The organism is Paraburkholderia sp. J69-1, from assembly GCF_905220255.1.
Lineage (GTDB): Bacteria > Pseudomonadota > Gammaproteobacteria > Burkholderiales > Burkholderiaceae > Paraburkholderia.
Genome location: NZ_CAJMZG010000024.1, coordinates 59,130 through 77,605 on the forward strand (window position 1 = coordinate 59,130; position 18,476 = coordinate 77,605).

Below are 18,476 nucleotides of genomic sequence, written 5' to 3' on the forward strand. Positions count from 1 at the left end.
GATCGATATCAATCGATACGAGCGCGCCGTCATTGATGAGCGGCGCGGCCCGCTGGTTCAGCCAAAGTGGTGCACATACCGAAGCACTGCGCGCGTGCCTTGCGGCCGGTTGCGCGCATCGCGCTCGAAATACGCGTTGAACATCAGGTGATCTTCCGGCGAAAAGCTGTACATCGCGCCCGGTCCGATCGCCCATACGCCTTCGCGCGTGCCCGATACGTCCTGTCCGTTCTCTTTCATGTCGGTAATCTGGCGCAACCAATAGCCGTTGAGGCCCAGACGCAAACCCGGCCGCACCTCGTACTCGGTCGCAAAGTTCGCGTGGATCGCCTGGCCCGCCTGCGTGGAAGTAACGTCCGTGCCGAGTGAGGTGGACGGTTCGCGGTTGGTCGCGTTCCACAGATAGTGCAGACGCCAGGAAAGCGTCCATTTCGGCGTGAGCCAGACCGTTGCGGCCCAATACGGATCGAATGACCAGAAGTGACTGCCGGGATTGACCGCTCGCGATGGATCGTAGGCGCCGGTCGGCACGATGAACTGAAGCTCGACGCGCTGGGCAAAGCGTGGACCGGACGGCCCCATGACCGGATCGGACTGCACGAATGGCCCGATCACCAGATCGCCGAAGCCCGCGCGGCCATTGAGCGCCCTATTGTTCAGGCCGTCGTAGGTGTGCACGGACGCCACCCAAGGCAGGATGACGTCGAGGCCGGGATGCAGCCCGACAAATTTCACCGGCGCCTGATACACCAACTGACTCAATCCCGCGAAGACATCGACGGATTGCTTTGGCAAGGCCACGCGATTACCCGCGTTATCGTTGATGCGCGACGCGCTGTAGTACTCCAGATACTGCGTGCCATACCAGCCCGATCCAGCAGGCGGCAGGCCGTCGAGAAAGCTCGTGAAGCCGAGATTCAACGAAGGCAGATCGGAAGCCGTGGCGGTGCCGCACGCGGCAAACGCGAGTGCAGCAATGGCGAGTTTTCGGATGCGATGGTTCATGGGAACGCCTCTTTGTCGATTGGGATGCCTAATTGTTATGCCGGCGATAAAGCCGGATGTTCGATGAGTGCCCGATACTGGCCGCCGTGGAAAACAAGCGGCGCCTTGCCGAATACATCGAAATGCTCGATCTGGCCGATAAAGATCAGGTGATCGCCGCCCTCGTACTGACCGACGTTGCGGCAGACGAGCCGTGCGCTGGTGCCTTCGAGACAGGGCACGCGTGTCAGCGTCGAGTGCGTGCAGGGCACGCCATCGAATTTATCTTCGGCGGGCGTGGCGAAATGGCGTGAAAGCGCAATCTGGTCGTGCGCGAGGATGTTGATTGCGAAGCGTCCGGCATGCTGGAAATCCAGGCAGCTTGGCGCGGCCTTGCGCAGACTCCAGAGGATCAAGGGCGGGTCGAGCGACAGGGACGAAAAGGAATTCGCGGTCAGGCCGACGCGGCGCCCGTGCTCTGTCAATGTCGTCACAACGGTGACGCCCGTTGCGAACTGGCCGAATACCGCGCGCAATTGCGCGGGGTCGAGCGCCGGTGTATCGGCGTGTTCAATCTCAAGCGGTGCATTCATGGCAAGGATTCCCGTGGCGTTCATGCGGCGCAGGCCGTGTGTTCGCGAATCTCCGCGGCGCAGGCCTGCGGGTCGAACCACCACGGCGAGAATTCGCGTGGATCGTCAAAGCCATTGACGATGCGCGACGCCAGCGATGGCGAGTTGCCCGCCGCGCCCAGCAGATCGAGCAGATGCGGTGAGGGCGGCGTGAGCAGCGAGTTGGTCCAGCGCACCACATGCTGCGCGTAGGACCAGTAGCGCTCGAAAGTGGCCTGCATCCAGTCCTCGCCGAACGGTGGCGCTTCGTGCGTGAGGATGGCGTCGAGATAGACGCTGGCGCATTTGGCCGCGCTGTTGGAGCCCTGGCCGGTGATCGGATCGTTGACGACGACGGCGTCCGCCATGCCGAACACGGCGCGGCCCGAAGGCAGCTGGAACGACGGATTGCGCACGCCTGGCGTGAAGCGGCCGGCGAGCGTGCCATTCGGGTCGCTCAATGTGACGTCGCGGCAGCGCTCGGCTTCCCACGGCAAATACTGGCGCACGATCGACAGGCTGCGTTCGAGATGCTGTTCGGGGGTCTGCACGTCGCTCCAGCAGTCGAGCGGGCCACCCGGAATCCCTTCGAACACCATGATCTCGCAGGGACCGGAAAGCGTGAGCGCGGGAAAAACAAAGTATTCGCCAATGCCCGGCAGAAGATTGAAACGCACCCGCGAATAGGGCGTGCTCGGCGTCATGCCGGTGACGTAGGTGAGGGCAAGCGCACGCTGGGGGCGCTCGAAAACCGATCGCACGGGATCACGCCCGAACTGATTGACGATTTCGCCCTTGCCGGCCGCGAGCAGCACAAGATCGTGGCTCTGCGCGAGCGTTTCCAGTTCGGCAATGCCCACGTCGCCGATCTGCACCTGAGCGCCACGGCGTTCGGCTTCATCGAGCCAGGCCGACATCTTGAGACGCTGATCGACCGATTGCGCGTAGCGCGTCAGCCGCGACGACCATTCGATCGCCTTGTTTCCCTGACCGTCGGGCGACACGACGGTCAGGCTGATGCCTTCCACGGAGGGGCAACTTTCCTCCCAGTGGTTGATGCCCAGATCGCGTTCCAGTTGCAGCGCGGAGTGGAACATGCACTGGCTCGACATGACCTTGCCCGTGCGGATCGATTGCGCATCGCGATTGGTCGCGAGCGTGACATGATAACCCTGGTCGAGCAGGGAGAAGGCGAGTTGCAGACCAGACTGACCTGCGCCGACAATAGCGATTCGTCTCATTGGGAATCCTGATTGATTGAACTGGATGATCTTGCTGTTGAATACCGGACGATTTATTCAGTGAGTCGAGGAATAGCCGGCTCGGCCTGCTCGGGGCCCATGGCGGAATAACCGCCATCGACAGCGTAGTCGGCGCCGGTGACGAAACTCGCCGCGTCGCTGCACAGGAAAGTGACGACGCGCGCCACTTCTTCGGGGTCGCCCACGCGGCCGAGCAGGTGATAAGGCGCGGCCACGCGATCAGTCTTTGCGCGGTCGCCGTGTGTGAGGTCGTCCATCAAGCGCGACCATGTCCAGCCCGGCGAAACCGAGTTGACGCGAATGCCGTCGCGTGCGAAATCCATCGCCATGCTGCGCGTGAGCTGGCGGATGGCCGCTTTGGAAGCAGGGTAGAGCCAGCGCCCCGTTTGTGCGCAGCTTGTGGAAATCGAGCTGAAATTCACCAGCGCGCCGCCGCCGCGTTTCACCATATGAGGATAGACCGCCATGCTCAACATCACGGCCGACACCACGTTGACATCCATGGCGCCAAGCCAGTCGTTGCGGCTCGCCTGCATGCCGTTATCGACGTAACTGCAGGCCAGGTTGACGAGCAGATCGACGCCGCCAAAGCGTTCCACCACATCGGTCACGGCATGATCAATCGCCCGGTCGTCGGTGATATCGACGCGCAGGAACAGCGTGTTTTCGCCGATAGATTGCGCCACGCGCGCGCCGTTGGTTTCGTCGATATCGAAGATGGCGACACGTGCGCCCGCGTGCGCCAGATCGCGCGCCACCGCCGCGCCGATTAAGGTCGCGCCGCCGGTGACGATCGCCACCTTGCCATTGAGATCGGTCATGAAGGTTCTCCGTGAAGCGAATCAGTGAGTGTCGTGAGTGGCGAACGCGTATTGCCAGTTCGGCATGAGCCGGTTGGACGGCACGGTTTCGTCGAGAAGCTTGCGGGCGGTTTCCACGCCCGCGACCGGCAAGCCAGCAGGATCGAGCAGACCGATCTGCACCAGCACGCTGGCCTGATCCCAATAGATATGTTCGTGATAGAGCTTGTCGCCGCGAAACTTGACGATTGCGACGAGCGCAATTTCGACACGCTTGCCGGTAGGCGCGATGCCCGGCAGCATCCAGTCGATTTCGGTGGTATGCGTGAAACTGAACAGCAATTCGTCGACGACCTGGGTGGCGCCAATCGTGCGAGAAACCGGCGTGATGGTGGTATCCGGCGGATTTGCGTGGACGAAATGATGCGTATAAAAGTGCTTGAGTTCGTCGTGGCCAACGCCGCCCGTGAGAGTGGGAATGTGATTGACGTAGGGTTCGGCGACCATCGTGGCCATGGTTGCGTCGACGTTGCGCGTATCGAATTCGTGTGCGAGATGAACTTCCCAGAGCGCGGAAAGATCGAGGCGCGGGCCGAGCATTTCGCGCAACGCAGTAACGGAGCGCTGATGCGCCATCGCGGCCGCGGCCTTGTCCCAATGCGCGCTGCCGGTGCGCGCGAAAGCGTGATCCGCGCCGGGGTAGGTATAGAGTTCGACACCGCTGCGACCCGCCAGCGTGCGCGTAATCTGCTCGCGCGCTGCGGGCGGGCAGAAGCAATCCTCGCCGGCCAGATGCAGCACGACGCGGCCAGTGAGTGCATGTGCCTCATCGAGCGCCAGTTCGATGCCCACGCCGTAATAACTCACGGCGCAAGTCACTTGCGGCAGACGGCAGGCGGCAAGCCACGCGAGCTTGCCGCCCAGACAAAAGCCCAGCACGCCCGCGCCGCCACTGCATTCAGGCAATGTTTCCAGCGTACGCAGCGTGGCGGCAATATCGCCAACGCCGAGGTCTTCGTCATACGTTTCGTAAAGCGCCATCGCACGTGCCATATCGTCGGGCGAATCGCCCAGTTCGATGCCCGGCGCGCTGCGCCAAAACAGATCGGGCAACAGCACGGTATAGCCTTCTTCGGCGTAGTAATCGGCGACATCGCGCATGTGCGCATTGGCGCCGAAAATCTCGTGACACAGCACGAGCCCAGGCCCTTTACCGCTCGCCGGTGTGCTCAGATACGCGCGGAAGCGCTCGCCACCGGGCGCTGCGATTTCGATGTTTCGCCCTTTCATGAGGTCCCTCCAATTAGGTTGGTGTTGGACCTAGTATTGGTGGCCGAAACGGCGCGCTCTATCCGTTTCATGGAACCCTTATCCGCCAATTCCAGAAAGTCGCGGCTCGCGCGCACGACCTGGCAACTGGCGCGGGTTTATTCGGATGTAGACGGGCGAAGCGCTCTTCTACGATGCACACAGGCAGGCACGCAGGCCCGCTTTTTGCATTTTTCTGTCGTGAACCGTCTGGATCGCCGCATTGTCCAGAAACTCGCGCGACTATCCGGATATTCCGTGAGTAGCGCGGCGCGGTTCACCACAACAGCAACAGATGCACTCGCGCGGTGCAGGTGAGCGGGATTGGAGATCTTCGATGGCGCAATATGTCCCTGGGAATCGTCTTGCCGACGCCCAATGGTTTAACTACGGCAATCTGTTGATGCAGTCGACCGATTTCGACGAAGTGCGCGCATCGGTGGCCGATGTGTTCAAGCCACATCGATTGACTGTCACAGGCCGCGCGAGTGAGTTGCACAGCCGTTTGCATCACACGCGCTGGGGCAATCTCTCGCTGAATCTGCTCGACTACGGCAGCGAAGTCATCATCGAACCCGACCTGCTCGAAGACTTCTTCCTGCTGCAGATTCCCCTGCAAGGGCAGGCGGAAATCGAATGCGGCGCTCAGGCGTTCGTATCGTCGCCACTGGCGGCTTCGCTGGTGTCGCCCACGCTGGCGCTGCGCATGCGTTGGGGCGAAGCCTGTCCGCAGGCGATTTTGCGTATCGAGCGGACGGTGCTGGAGCGTCATGCTCAACGTCACTTCGGCGATGCCGCACGCGGGGCCGTCGAATTCGCGCCGGAATTCGCGCTGACATCACCGCAAGGGCAGTGCGTGATGCAACTCTTGCCGATGCTCGCGGAAATCATGAGTACGGAAGCGCATCCGCTGCGCAATCCACTCGCTTTCGAGCAATTCGAATCGACGCTGTTGAATGCGCTGATCTACGGTCAACCGAATAGCGTGCGCAACAGCCTGACGCGCGAACGCCGGCCACTCGCGCCGTTTTATGTGCGCCGTGTGGAGGAGTATATTCGCGCGCATTTGCAGGAGCCGCTCACCATCGAGCGCCTCGCGGAGTTCGGCAATGTGAGTCCGAGCACCTTGTTTGCGGCATTCAAGCACTGCCACGGCGTAACGCCAATGGTATTCGTGCGCCAGTTGCGGCTCGAACGCGTGCGGATGGATCTGATCGGCGCAGAGGCTGTGACGGGTCCAGGACGATCGTCGGTCACGGATATCGCGCTGAAATGGGGCTTCGCCCATCTGGGACGTTTCTCGATGGAGTACAAGCGCGCATTTGGCGAGTCGCCTTCGGAAAGTTTGAGGACGCGGCGCGAGACGCTTTAAGGTTTTTTCTGCTCGCGCTGCGGCCTCGTTGACGCTATTTAAGCAGTGGTTTCTGACCCGGCGCTTGCCGCAGCGCGCGGGCGCTGGACGATCTGGTTGTCGCGGCCTTGCAGCAGCGGCGTCAGAACGACATCGAATTCGATGTGCTTGTACGCGTCGGCTTTCAGGCCCAATGCGGCGCCGCCGGTTTTCTCGACGACGTGCGGAATGAGTTCTTCGCGCGTGGCATAGGCGAAGTCATCCCAGATCAGCGGATCGCCTTCGATATTGAATTGCGTGGTGAGCTTGCGGTGATCGCCGCTCGAGATAAAGAAGTGCACGTGTGCCGGGCGGTTGCCGTGGCGGCCCAGACCGTCGAGCAGCTGCTGCGTGGCGCCGTGCGGCGGGCAGCCATAACCCACCGGCATGAGCGTGCGGAATTCATACACGCCGTCTGCACCCGTTTTCACTGCGCCGCGCAGATTGAAATCGGTTTGCGCGCCGGTCGGGTCGAAGTGCGAATAGAAACCGTTGGAATTGGCGTGCCAGCATTCGACCACCGCGTTGGCGATAGGCTTGCCGTCCGTGCCTTTGACCGTGCCGCGAATGATCAGCGGGCCTGCGTTCGCGTCCTCGTCGAAGTCGATCTTCGCCACGCCGTCGCGCTCCGGCGCGCCGGCCACATAGAGCGGGCCTTCGATCGTGCGCGGCGTGCCGCCGTCCAGACCGGTTGCCTTGTCTTCCGCGTCCATGCGCACGTCGAGGTATTTTTCCAGACCGAGACCTGCGGCAAGCAGCGCCGCTTCGCCGTCCTGACCCAGCTTGTTCAGATAGTTGACGCCGGCCCACACTTCATCGGGCGTAATGTCGAGATCGTCGATGGCCTTGAACAGATCGCCCAGCAGACGATGAATGATTTGCTGGAAACGCGCGTTGCCGGTATTGCCGTTGAGATTCGCAGCGGCTTTCAGCAGATCCTGCACTTCCTTCGTATCGAATATTTTGACGCTCATGATTAGTGTCTCCACACTTGTATTTTGGGGAACAGCGGCAAGGCAGTGAAAATGTCGTGCGGTTGCGCGTTGCTTTTCACATCGTTCTACGCCATTGAATACTGGCCAGGAATGACGCGCTATCCGGCTACTCGAAGTTCTCTATCCGTTTCTTTTGAAGCGCATCGACCTGTACAAAAACGACGGCGATTTGTCCTTTTGCGTCAATGGCGCATACGTTCCTGCTCGATGCCGTTCTTCTTCTATGGCACCGGAAAATGGTGACATCTACTGAGGCGGTCGGCAGCGTTGCGCCCCGTGACGCTGCCGTTCTCACCCAGAGGACGTCATGCGAAATGCTTCCGCTTCCCCGTCAACGAACACGCGCGCAAGCGCTGCGGCGCGGCTGGAGCGTCTGCCGCTTTCCGGCTATCACAAGCTGATTTTCACCATCATCGCGCTGGCGTTCTTCTTCGACTCGGTCGATCTGGGCACGATGACTTTCGTGCTGGGCTCGATCAAGAAGGAGTTCGCGCTCACGAATGCGCAGGCCGGGCTAGTGGCGAGTTCCAGCTTCTTCGGCATGACGCTCGGGGCGGCAGTGGCGGGCCTGCTGGCCGATCGTTTCGGCCGTCGTCCGGTATTTCAATGGAGCATGGTGCTCTGGGGCGTGGCGTCGTATCTCTGCTCGACGGCGCATGACATGAACATGTTGATCGTCTATCGCATCCTGCTGGGCTTCGGCATGGGCATGGAGTTTCCAATCGCCCAGGCGCTGCTGTCCGAATTCGTGCCCGCCGCCAAGCGCGGTCGTCTGGTTGCGCTGATGGACGGCTTCTGGCCGCTCGGCTTCATCACGGCGGGCATTGTTTCCTACTTCGTGCTACCCGCGCTCGGCTGGCGGACCGTGTTCGCACTGCTGGCGATTCCGGCCGTGTTTGTGCTGGTCGTGCGCCGGATCGTGCCCGAATCGCCGCGCTGGCTCGAACATCGCGGCCACGCGGCGGAAGCGGACCGCGTGGTGTCGATGATCGAGGCGCGCGTGATGCAATCGACCGGGCTCGTGAGCCTGCCCGCGCCCGCGCGCATCGTGGAGGCGGCGCCCACGCGCGGGCGCAGCGCATTGCGCGAGATCTGGAGCACGGCATACCGGCGCCGCACGGCCATGGTCTGGGCGCTCTGGTTCTTCGCGTTGCTCGGTTTCTATGGACTCACTTCCTGGCTCGGCGCACTGCTGCAGCAGGCCGGTTTTGCGGTCACGCAGTCGGTGTTCTACACGGTGCTGATTTCGCTGGGCGGCGTGCCCGGTTTTCTCTGCGCGGCGTGGCTCGTCGAAGTCTGGGGCCGCAAGCCCACCTGCGTGGTTTCCCTGCTGGGCGGCGGCGTGATGGCCTATGCGTACGGCCAGACGGCCTTGCACGGCGCGAGCATTCCGCTGTTGATCGGCACCGGTCTCGTCATGCAGTTCTTCCTCTTCGCGATGTGGGCCGCGCTCTACACCTATACGCCCGAACTCTACGGCACTGGCGCACGGGCGACCGGCTCCGGCTTCGCCTCGGCGATCGGGCGGGTCGGTTCGCTGATCGGCCCTTGCGCGGTGGGCGTGGTCTTGCCGATGTTCGGACAAGGCGGAGTGTTCATGCTCGGTGCGCTGTCGTTCGCCGTGGCGGCGCTGGCCGTGTGGGTGCTGGGCGTTGAGACAAAGGGCCTGTCGCTCGAAGCATTGACTTCATCCGATGACTCCGGCGCCGCCTTGCCGCTGGCGGGCAGCGGAGTCTGGGAAAAACGGGTCAATTGATACGCGTTGGCCAAGTGGATTCCCCAGGAACCAGATGGGCCGATGTTTTTGAAAACTGCTTGTCATGAAACCAGTATTGTCATACATTGGTTTCTTCAAAACCAATTTGAGAGTTCACGCGATGCGTCATCTCATGACTGTTCTGGCCGCCGTCGCGGCCTTCAGCGCCGCCGCCGCGCAGGCGCAGGAAGTCGTCGTTATCGGCCATTCGGCGCCGTTGACCGGGCCGCAGGCCGCGAACGGCAAGGACAACGAGAATGGCGCGCGCCTTGCCATCGACGAATTGAACAAGCATCCGATCACCGTCGCTGGCAAGACGGTCACGTTCAAACTGGACTCACAGGATGACCAGGCGGACCCGAAAGTAGGCGTGCAGGTGGCCCAGAATCTGGTCGATCACAATGTCATCGCGGTGGTTGGCCCGTACAACTCGGGCGTGGCGATTCCGGCTTCGCGCGTCTATAACAACGCGGGCATTCCGATGCTGCCGGTCGCCTCGAATCCGGCGCTCACGCAGCAGGGCTTCAAGACAATCTTCCGTATCGGTGCGAGCGACGAGCAACTGGGCGGCACCATGGCCGAGTTCGCCGTGAAAACGCTCAAGGCGAAAACCGCGGCGATCGTCGACGATCGCACGGCTTACGGACAGGGCGTGGCGCAGCAGTTCGAGCTGGTGGCGAAGGCGCGCGGCCTGAAGATCGTCGATCACCAGTTCACGAACTCGCAGGCCACGGATTTTCTCGGCATCCTCACGGCCATCAAGGGCGAAAACCCGGACGTGATCTTCTTCGGCGGTTACGCGGCGCAAGGCGCGCCGATGGCCAAACAGATGCGTCAGCGAGGGCTGCGCGCTGAGCTGCTGGGCGGCGACGGCATCTGTTCCGCCGATATGGGCAAGGTGGCGGGCGACGCAGCATCGATCGTCTATTGCGCCCAGGGCGGCATCGCGCTGGACAAGAGCGCCGCCGGCCGCGAATTCCTCAAGAAGTACCACGACGCCTATCACGCCGACACCCAGGTCTACGCGGTCAGCTACTACGACGGCGTAAAGATGCTCGCTGACGCGATGGTCAAGGCCGGCACGACCACTGACAAGGCAAAGCTCATCGACCAGCTCACGAAGGAAGACTATAAAGGCGTGGCCGCGACGTATTCGTTCGATGCGAAGGGCGATCTGAAGGGCGCGCCGACGACCGTTTATGTCATCCGCAACGGCTTGCCGGTTCCGTACGGGCAATGACCTGAATGCGCGCTGATTATTCGTTACCGAAACACTGAATCATGAAACCGACCCGCACCATTTCCACCGTCGAGGTTCACACCGGCGGCGAGGCCTTTCGCATCGTCACGAGCGGTTTGCCGCGCCTGCCCGGCGACACGATCGTCCAGCGTCGCGCCTGGCTGAAGGACAACGCCGACGATATCCGCCGTGCGCTCATGTTCGAACCGCGCGGCCACGCGGATATGTACGGCGGCTACCTGACCGAGCCGGTCTCGCCCAACGCCGACTTCGGCGTGATCTTTCTGCACAACGAAGGCTATAGCGACCACTGCGGTCACGGTGTGATCGCGCTCTCCACGGCCGCGGTCGAACTGGGCTGGGTGCAGCGCACCGAGCCCGAAACGCGCGTGGGGATCGACGCGCCTTGCGGCTTTATCGAAGCCTTCGTGAAGTGGGACGGCGAGCACGCAGGCACAGTGCGTTTCGTGAATGTGCCGTCGTTCCTGTGGCGACGCGACTTGACGGTGGACACGCCCACCTTCGGCAAGGTGACCGGCGATATTGCCTATGGCGGCGCGTTTTATTTCTATGTCGATGGCGCGCCGTTCGATCTTCCGGTGCGCGAGGCGGCGATCGAGAGGTTGATCTGCTTTGGCGCGGAAGTGAAGGAAGCGGCGAACAAGGCCTTTCCCGTGCAGCACCCGGAGATTCCCGAAATCAACCATATCTACGGGACGATTATCGCCAACGCGCCGCGTCATGCCGGTTCGACTCAGGCGAACTGCTGCGTGTTCGCGGACCGCGAAGTCGATCGCTCGCCCACGGGATCGGGCACGGGCGGGCGCGTGGCGCAGTTGTATCAGCGCGGCGAATTGAAGGCGGGCGAAACGCTAGTGAACGAGTCGATCGTCGGCACGGTGTTCAAGGGGCGCGTGTTGAAGGAAACCACGGTGCAAGGAATGCCGGCCGTGATTCCCGAAGTCGAAGGCGAGGCCTTTATCTGCGGCTTCGCGCAGTGGATCATCGACGAACGCGATCCGCTGACCTACGGTTTTCTTGTACGTTAGTCTCCTCTACATCCCGGTACCAGGGATTTGCTGCGCGCGCCGCGATGTTCCGCGCGCGTTTTTTTTCGCGCTGCGTGTAGCATCGTGCGCAATGCGATCAATGGAATAGACTGGCCGGCAATGAATCTCGACGTCGTTTTTACGGAACTGTGGCGCTGTCTTGCGAACGGCACGCTGGCGGGGCATCAGCCTTTCAAGGTCATGCAGGCGGCCACGATCGCACTCGACGGATCGCCCGATGTGCGCAGCGTAGTGCTGCGCACCGTGAGCGAATCTGAGAACCTCATTACGTTTCACACCGATCTGCGCTCGCCGAAGATTGCGCAATTGCGCCAGTGGCCGCGCATCGCGCTTGCGGGCGTGGATGCCGCGCGCAATGTGCAGATCCGTGTTGCGGGCGAAGTGCGTATCGTCGATGAAGGGGACGCGAAACGCGCGGCTTGGCAACGCAGCCGCCAGCAGAGCCTAATTGTGTATCGCACCGTGCTCGCGCCCGGCACGCCCATCGACCAGCCCGCCGATGCATTCGCAGAGCCGCGGCCAACACCCGATGCCGGCTTCGAGCACTTCTGCGTTGTCGACATCAGGCCGGATGCGCTGGACTGGCTCGATCTATCGGCGGCGGATGGACATCAACGCGCGCGATTCGTGCGCGAAAGCGGACGCTGGTCCAGTGGCTGGGTCGCGCCGTGATCGCACGTTGACCAATCAGTTTGGCGCGATATCGCGCTGGACGCGGTGAATGTGCTGCTCGACGTAAAACGCGGCGGCATCGGCGTCGCCGGTCACGATCGCTTCGTAAATCAGGCGGTGTTCTGCCACGTAAAGGCGGATGCGCGCGGGATCGTAAATGCCATCATCCTTGATGCGCTTCCACAAGGACTGATCCATGGTATCGGCGATTTCCTGGGCGATTTTGACCAGCAGCACGTCGCCGGTCATCACGGCGAGCTGGCGGTGAAACAGGCGGTCACTGTTATTCCAGAGCGCGCGTTGCTCCGGATCGGCCACATCTGTGAGCGTTTCCATCTGCTGCAGATAATGCTCGGCAAGCGGATCGCGGTTTTTGTGAGCCGCCGCGCGCCGGGCGATGGCGGGCTCCAGAATCAGGCGCACGTCGAGCGTGGCGGAAGGGCTGTAATCGGCTTGCAGCGTGTTGACATCGCCGCTGGAGGGCACGACCGCGCGCGCCAGGATTGCGGGAGCGTCTTCGGCTACATAGGTGCCCGAATTGCGGCGCGTGACGACCAGCCCTTCGTTCTGCAACGCGCCGATGGCCTCGCGCACGGCCGGCCGCCCGACGCCGAACATCGCCGCAAGCTCGCGTTCGGAGGGCAGGCGGGATTGCGGCAGATAGCGCCCGGCGCGAATTTCGGCCCGGACCTTTTCGGACACCTGTTCGTAGATCTGCAGCGGGCGAAAGTTCGCCGGGAAGTCGGTACGGGCTGAAGCCATGAGAGAGCCTTGTTGGTGCCTGGTGATGCGTCTGGTTCTGAATATACCACCCTTGGCGCTAACTGAAACCAGCGAAGTTGGATTCGAGCGTTTGAGGGAGTATTTTGGTTTTTATTGTGAACCATATTGGTAGGTATAACACCCGAACTGGATTGCTATTTATCCATAACTGGTTTACTTTTATGCCAGTTAATAACATCGCTCACTTGCCATGACCCACGCCATGAAATCGTTCGACGCCAGCGCAACCGCCACATTGCTCGACTACCCGACACTCGTGAACGTTCTGCGCGATACCATCCTCGACTATGCCGACGGGGAGATCGTCAGCCCGGAGCGACTGGTCGTGCCGCTGCAGGCGGGCGGCGTGATGCTGTCGATGCCGTCGAGCGCCGCGGATATCGCCGTCCATAAGCTCGTGAACGTGTGCCCCGGCAATCGCGAGCGGGCGCTTGCGACGATCCACGGGCAGGTCATCGCCTGCGATCCGGTCACGGGCGAAATGCTGTTCTTGCTCGATGGCCCGACCGTCACTGGACGCCGCACGGCCGCGATCAGCGCGCTCGGCATACTGTCGCTGCACGGCGCTGCGCCGAAGGAGATCGTGATCGTCGGCACCGGCAAACAGGCGGCGAATCATGTCGAGGCGTTTGCGGTGCTGTTTCCGCAGGCGCAATTGCTGGCCAAAGGCACGACGCCGGCGTCGTCGCAGCGCTTCGCGGCAGGGCTCGCGCATCTCGCGCCGAATCTGCGCGCACTGGAAGGCGGGATCGCGGATTCGGTGGATGTCGTCGTGACGTGCACGACCAGCAAAACGCCGGTCTACGACTTGCCCGTGCGCGAGGGGCGTCTGATTGTGGGCGTGGGCGCGTTCACGCCCGACGCAGCGGAAGTGGGCAAGGCCACCGTGGACAGCAGCTTTATCGTGGTGGACGATCCGCTGGGCGCGCGGCACGAAGCGGGCGATCTAATTCAGGCGGGTGTCGACTGGAACACCACACACACGCTCGCGCAGGCGATCCGGCAGTCGATCACGCCCAATGCGCCGGTCTTCTTCAAAAGTGTGGGCTGCGCGGCTTGGGATCTGGCGGCTTGCCGGGCGGCGCGCGCCAATATCCAGGTTTGAGCGTTAGCGGCGTGAGCCATGCCGCGCGTGGCGGCGCTGCACGCCGGGCGAGACGCCCACCAGTTTGAGAAACACGCGGCTCAAATGGCTTTGATCGGCGAAACCGCATTGCGCGGCGATTTCCGAAAGCGTCATCTCGGTGCGCTCGACGAGATCGCGCGCCTGGGCGATGCGCTGTTCGAGCAGCCATTGATGCGGCGTGCGCCCCGTCGATTTCGAAAACGCGCGAATGAAATAGCCGCGCGAGAGATTGCACTCGCGCGCGATATCGGCAATGGAAATGCCCTCTCGCGGTCGCTCCAGCAGCAGCGCTTTGGCCCGCGCTTCGTCATTGGCCGAGAGCGCGCCTTTGATGCGTTCGCTCGCCGCGCTGAAATTGCCATATTGCCGCGCCACGTGCGAGCCCATCGCAAGGCCAATCTGTTCGACAAACAAGGCATTGAGCGAGCCGGCGATTTCCAGATTCGCTGCCAGCGCACGGGCAAGATGGCCGAGCACGGGGTCTTTCTGTTCCGCGTCGCAGGTTAGGCCGCTGATGAGCGGCATGTCGTGCTCGCTAGCAAGCCGATCAAAAAATGGGCGTGACAATTCGACAAGCACGAAATCGAAATTGCCATACATGTCCGCCTGATATTCTTCGGAAAAATCGCGGATATAGATCGAATCTGTTTCAAATCGTCTATCGAATGGCCGCGCGCCACGGAATATCTTTCGGCGGTGCGCATTGCCCAATGAAACACCGGTCAAAAAGCCGCGTTCGCATGCGGGCATGGCCACGCGCCCGAGATCCGGTTCTGCCATGCATTTGCGGTAGAACGTGATATCGCCGCTTTCGACATGCACGTCTTTTTGCAATTTGCTGGAAACGCAGCCGAGATTGTCTTTGGGCGCGGCAGAAACCGTTGGAGTGATTGCTCGCGAAATCATGGGCCGTGACCTCGTGCCGGTTCGTCTGGAATATTCCCGCCATTTGCCGGGAACAATGGAAAGGTGCTGCTGAAACGCCGCTGTAACCGGATCGACAGTTTCGAGGTGACATTTATACCATCAGGACTAAACAGCGGCAACGCGCGCCATGCATTGCGCTTATTGGACGGAATGCCCGCTGGGCACCCGATTGCGCACATTATCCATCTCTCAATCGGCGGAAAAATATTTCCTTCGTGAGCGTGCGTGCGCCAGATACTGGGCTTTGCGCCGTCACGCGCGAATTATTGTTCAAGACGACTTTATTGCGGCTCATTACACTGCCTTGCTGGAAATAGAGGAAAACGTCGATATTCGATGAGAGGAGGCGCGATATTGGTTTCGAAACAAGGCGATGAGTGCGTTTCGAATGGCGGTGTTCAACCAGGTGCGTGTGTGCTTATATGCGCGCATGCAACTATGTCCTGGAGATGACCATGATTCAGATTGGCACATTGCGGGTCAGTTTCGAGCAACGCGAAATCCGGCGCAATGGCCTCGTGGTGCCGGTTGGCGCACGCGCATTCGATGTGCTCGAGGTGCTGTATCGCGCGAATGGCGTGATGCTCTCGAAAGAGGACATCATGGATGCCGTTTGGCCCGGCTCGATCGTCGAGGAAAACCGTCTGCAGGTGCATGTGGCCGCGCTGCGCAAACTGCTGGGCGTGGAGCGCGATCTCATCAAGACAGTGGCGGGGCGCGGCTATGTGCTGGTTGCGCAGCGCATGCAGGGCGCGGCGGCACAGACAGAACACACGATAGTCCCCGGCTTTCGATCCGCATCGCCGGGCGTGGCGCCGTTGCGGATCGCGCCGCTCATCGGACGCGAAGCCGAAATCGCCCGTATCGTCGAGCAGTTCGAACAGGTGGCGGTGACCACCGTGGTGGGCGCGGGCGGTATCGGCAAGACCTGCCTAGCACGCCACGCCGCGCGCGAAATCCAGCAGCGCCATGGTCGCACCGTGCGCTTCGTGGAACTGAACAAGGTCAATTCGCGCGAGAGCGTGCTCGCGGCGCTGGCCGACGCACTCGGTCTGCAGGGCGAGCCGGGCGTGTCGTGCGAAGACGCTATCTGCGCGGCCGTTGCAGCGTCGAATTGTCTGCTCGTGCTCGATAACGCCGAGCACGTGATCGACGTCGTGGCGGGTTTTGTCGATACGCTGGTGACGCGCCATCATGCCGCGCGCCTGCTCGTCACGAGCCGCGAGCCGCTACATATCTGGGCCGAAGCCGTGCTGCGGCTCGAACCGCTCGCCGTGCCCGAAAACGGGCTGCCGACCGGCGCGATCCTCGCGTATTCCGCCGTCGCGCTGTTTCTGACCCGCGCCCGCGCGCTGGCGCCCGACTGCGCGCGCGACGACGCTAGCATTGCGCTCGTCGCCGAAATCTGCCGGCGCCTCGAAGGCTTGCCGCTGGCCATCGAACTGGCCGCCGCGCGCGTGGCCACGCTGGGCGTGGAAGGCGTGGCATCGCGTCTGGACGACCGCCTCGATCTGCTCACGGGTGGGCTGCGTTCCACCTTGCCGCGCCATCAGACGCTGCGCGCGACTTTCGAGTGGAGCTATATGTTGCTCGACGCGGCGTCGCGCATCGTGTTCCGCCGCTGCGGCTGTTTCGCCGGTACGTTCACGTTCGATGCAGTCTGCGCGGTGACGGCCGAACCCGGCATGTCGATCGCCGTGATCGTGTCGAGCCTGTCCGAACTCGCGACCAAATCGCTGCTGAACGTGGAGTTTCGCGGCGCTATCGCCGTGTATCGGCTGACCGAAAGCACGCGCGCCTATGCTCTCGAAAAGCTTCGCGACGAAGGCGAATCGCAGACCATCGCCACGCGTCATGTGCGCTATATGCGTAAGCGCATCGAAGAAGGCGGTGCGTTCGTCGCGCAGCCTGAGCACGATTGCGCCGATGTGAGCGCGCGTCTGTCGCTCGACGATGCGCGCAGCGCCTACGACTGGGCGTTCTCCGACGATGGCGACAAGGCGCTGGGCGTCGCGCTCGCGGGCTCGCTGGTTGGTACCTTGCTGAGCGCCTCGCGCGTGCAGGAATGCTGCCAGCGTGCGCAACGCGCGCTGGCGGTGCTCGACACGCTGCCAGCGGGTTCCGTCGATGCCGTGTGCGAAATGAAGCTGTGCGCGGCCTACGCGAGTTCCCTGCTGCACGTGGGCGACGACATGGGCCAGGCCGTCGCGCTGTGGGAGCGCGCGCTGCGCCTTGCGCGCGCCGCCAGCGACAGCGAGTTCGCCGCCGATGCGCTCTGGGGCCTGTGGAACACCATGCAGTCGCGCGGCGATATTCACGCGTCGCTGCGCTATGCCACGCGTTTTCAGCACGCGGCGGCAAGCTGCGACTCGCCGTGGCGGCGCTGGCTCGCGGAGCAGACCATCGCCATTTCGCTGCACTGTTTCGGCGAGCACGATCAGGCGCGCGAGCGGCTGGAACGCACGGTCGAAGCCTTCACGACGATCGGCGTCAACGCGCCGTCGCGCGGCTGGCTCACGGTGTATCCGCTGATCTATGCACGCGGCACGCTCGCGCGCATCGCGCTGATTCAATGTCAGCCGGCGAAGGCGATGCAGCTGGTCGAAAGCACGCTCGAACTGATTCACGGCGATACGCTGGAGCCGTCGCTGAGTCATGTGCTAGCCGCGGTGGCCGTACCGATTGCGCTCGATTGCGGCGACCAGCAGGCGGATAACTATCTGGCGCTGCTGCGTTCGCAGTCGGCGAGCCATCGGCTGGATATCTGGCTCGATTACGCCGAATGCCTCGCGGCGAAGCGCGACATGCTGGCGGGCCAGGCACAGCTCGCACTCGAACGGCTCGAACCCGCGTTGCAGCGGCTCGCATCGCGCGGCTTCCGGCGCGTGGTCACGCCGTTTGTCGTGCTGCTAGCGCAGGCGCTTGCGCTGGCCGGCCGCTTCGAGGAAGCGCGCGTGCGGCTCGACGACGCGCTCGTCAACGCACGGGCCAACGGCGAGCGCTATTTCGCGCCGGAGTTGCAGCGCGCGCGTGGCTGGCTCGAATTGCGGCGCGCGGCGCAGCGCGGCACGCCCGCCGACGAAATCGCGCGGCGCGAAGAAACCGCCCGCCGTTTGATCGACGAAGCCATTGCGATGGCGCGTGCCGATAGCGCGCCGTTGTGGGAGCTGCGCGCTACGCTCGATCTCGCCGCGTATGCGCTGGAGCAGGGCGATGCGGCGCGGGCTTCGGCATTGATCGACGCTCTGCAGGCATCGGGTATCGCGCCCGATGACGATGCACGCGCGCCCGATTTTCAACGCCTCGCGACCCTCGCGAAAGCCGTTCAATCGCACTGCATGCCACGTGTGGAACGGCTCGCGCCGCAGTAAGCCTCCCTCTTTCGCCTTTCCCGATTTGCAGCGCATCGCGGTCCGCCACGGACCGCGATGCCGCTCGCGTCTGCGCGTTCTCCGCGCTTGCCCGGATTTTGCGCCTGAATTCAGGACTTTTCAGCTTCCGACAAGGACTTCAGGCGCACGCCTGCCTAATCTGTGCCCACGCATTGCGGCG

General features: G+C 62.5%; 15 protein-coding genes. 7 read left to right on the forward strand and 8 right to left on the reverse strand.

Annotated features, from left to right (window positions below; genetic code table 11):
• Positions 1–57: 57 nt before the first annotated feature.
• The 5 genes from U5A67_RS33115 to U5A67_RS33135 are packed head-to-tail and all read right to left on the reverse strand — an operon-like array spanning position 58 to position 4,947.
• Positions 58–1,005 (reverse strand): transporter, encoded by a 948-nt coding sequence (locus U5A67_RS33115; RefSeq protein WP_321817639.1) that lies wholly within the window; start codon positions 1,003–1,005, stop codon positions 58–60.
• A gap of 35 nt (positions 1,006–1,040) precedes the next feature.
• A complete protein-coding gene (locus U5A67_RS33120) occupies positions 1,041–1,577 on the reverse strand; it encodes a flavin reductase family protein (protein WP_321817640.1) in 537 nt (178 codons plus the stop codon).
• 20 nt (positions 1,578–1,597) lie between these two features.
• The gene (locus tag U5A67_RS33125; RefSeq protein ID WP_321817641.1) at positions 1,598–2,836 is read right to left on the reverse strand and encodes a styrene monooxygenase/indole monooxygenase family protein; all 1,239 of its coding nucleotides are present in this window, start codon (positions 2,834–2,836) and stop codon (positions 1,598–1,600) included.
• 53 nt (positions 2,837–2,889) lie between these two features.
• Positions 2,890–3,678 (reverse strand): SDR family oxidoreductase, encoded by a 789-nt coding sequence (locus U5A67_RS33130; protein WP_321817642.1) that lies wholly within the window; start codon positions 3,676–3,678, stop codon positions 2,890–2,892.
• Between the two features lie 21 nt (positions 3,679–3,699).
• Positions 3,700–4,947: a dienelactone hydrolase family protein gene (locus U5A67_RS33135; RefSeq protein WP_321817643.1), complete on the reverse strand. Its 1,248-nt coding sequence runs from the start codon at positions 4,945–4,947 to the stop codon at positions 3,700–3,702.
• Positions 4,948–5,302: 355 nt separating this feature from the next.
• On the opposite strand from U5A67_RS33135, the gene U5A67_RS33140 reads away from it, so the two are divergent.
• Positions 5,303–6,337 carry an AraC family transcriptional regulator gene (locus U5A67_RS33140; RefSeq protein ID WP_321817644.1) on the forward strand — a complete coding sequence of 345 codons (1,035 nt, stop codon included), beginning with the start codon at positions 5,303–5,305 and terminating at the stop codon, positions 6,335–6,337.
• Between the two features lie 38 nt (positions 6,338–6,375).
• Here U5A67_RS33140 and catA read toward each other — a convergent pair whose 3' ends face one another.
• Positions 6,376–7,329, reverse strand: a complete 954-nt coding sequence (gene catA / locus U5A67_RS33145) for a catechol 1,2-dioxygenase (protein WP_321817645.1) — start codon at positions 7,327–7,329, stop codon at positions 6,376–6,378.
• Positions 7,330–7,657: 328 nt separating this feature from the next.
• On the opposite strand from catA, the gene U5A67_RS33150 reads away from it, so the two are divergent.
• The 4 genes from U5A67_RS33150 (at position 7,658) to U5A67_RS33165 (ending at position 12,088) form a co-directional block, all read left to right on the forward strand.
• Positions 7,658–9,106: an MFS transporter gene (locus U5A67_RS33150; RefSeq protein ID WP_321817646.1), complete on the forward strand. Its 1,449-nt coding sequence runs from the start codon at positions 7,658–7,660 to the stop codon at positions 9,104–9,106.
• A gap of 121 nt (positions 9,107–9,227) precedes the next feature.
• Positions 9,228–10,346: a branched-chain amino acid ABC transporter substrate-binding protein gene (locus U5A67_RS33155; RefSeq protein ID WP_321817647.1), complete on the forward strand. Its 1,119-nt coding sequence runs from the start codon at positions 9,228–9,230 to the stop codon at positions 10,344–10,346.
• Positions 10,347–10,387: 41 nt separating this feature from the next.
• Complete coding sequence (gene lhpH, locus U5A67_RS33160) at positions 10,388–11,395, forward strand: trans-3-hydroxy-L-proline dehydratase (protein ID WP_321817648.1); 1,008 nt, start codon at positions 10,388–10,390, stop codon at positions 11,393–11,395.
• A gap of 120 nt (positions 11,396–11,515) precedes the next feature.
• Entirely contained in the window at positions 11,516–12,088 is a 573-nt protein-coding gene (locus tag U5A67_RS33165) for a pyridoxamine 5'-phosphate oxidase family protein (protein WP_321817649.1), read from the forward strand.
• 15 nt (positions 12,089–12,103) lie between these two features.
• Here U5A67_RS33165 and U5A67_RS33170 read toward each other — a convergent pair whose 3' ends face one another.
• The gene (locus U5A67_RS33170; protein ID WP_321817650.1) at positions 12,104–12,850 is read right to left on the reverse strand and encodes a FadR/GntR family transcriptional regulator; all 747 of its coding nucleotides are present in this window, start codon (positions 12,848–12,850) and stop codon (positions 12,104–12,106) included.
• Positions 12,851–13,073: 223 nt separating this feature from the next.
• On the opposite strand from U5A67_RS33170, the gene lhpI reads away from it, so the two are divergent.
• Positions 13,074–13,976 (forward strand): bifunctional Delta(1)-pyrroline-2-carboxylate/Delta(1)-piperideine-2-carboxylate reductase, encoded by a 903-nt coding sequence (gene lhpI / locus U5A67_RS33175; RefSeq protein WP_415767973.1) that lies wholly within the window; start codon positions 13,074–13,076, stop codon positions 13,974–13,976.
• Between the two features lie 3 nt (positions 13,977–13,979).
• Here lhpI and U5A67_RS33180 read toward each other — a convergent pair whose 3' ends face one another.
• Positions 13,980–14,903 (reverse strand): AraC family transcriptional regulator, encoded by a 924-nt coding sequence (locus U5A67_RS33180; RefSeq protein WP_321817652.1) that lies wholly within the window; start codon positions 14,901–14,903, stop codon positions 13,980–13,982.
• A gap of 476 nt (positions 14,904–15,379) precedes the next feature.
• On the opposite strand from U5A67_RS33180, the gene U5A67_RS33185 reads away from it, so the two are divergent.
• Positions 15,380–18,295, forward strand: coding sequence for an ATP-binding protein (locus U5A67_RS33185; RefSeq protein ID WP_321817653.1), 2,916 nt, complete (start codon positions 15,380–15,382; stop codon positions 18,293–18,295).
• Positions 18,296–18,476: the final 181 nt, after the last annotated feature.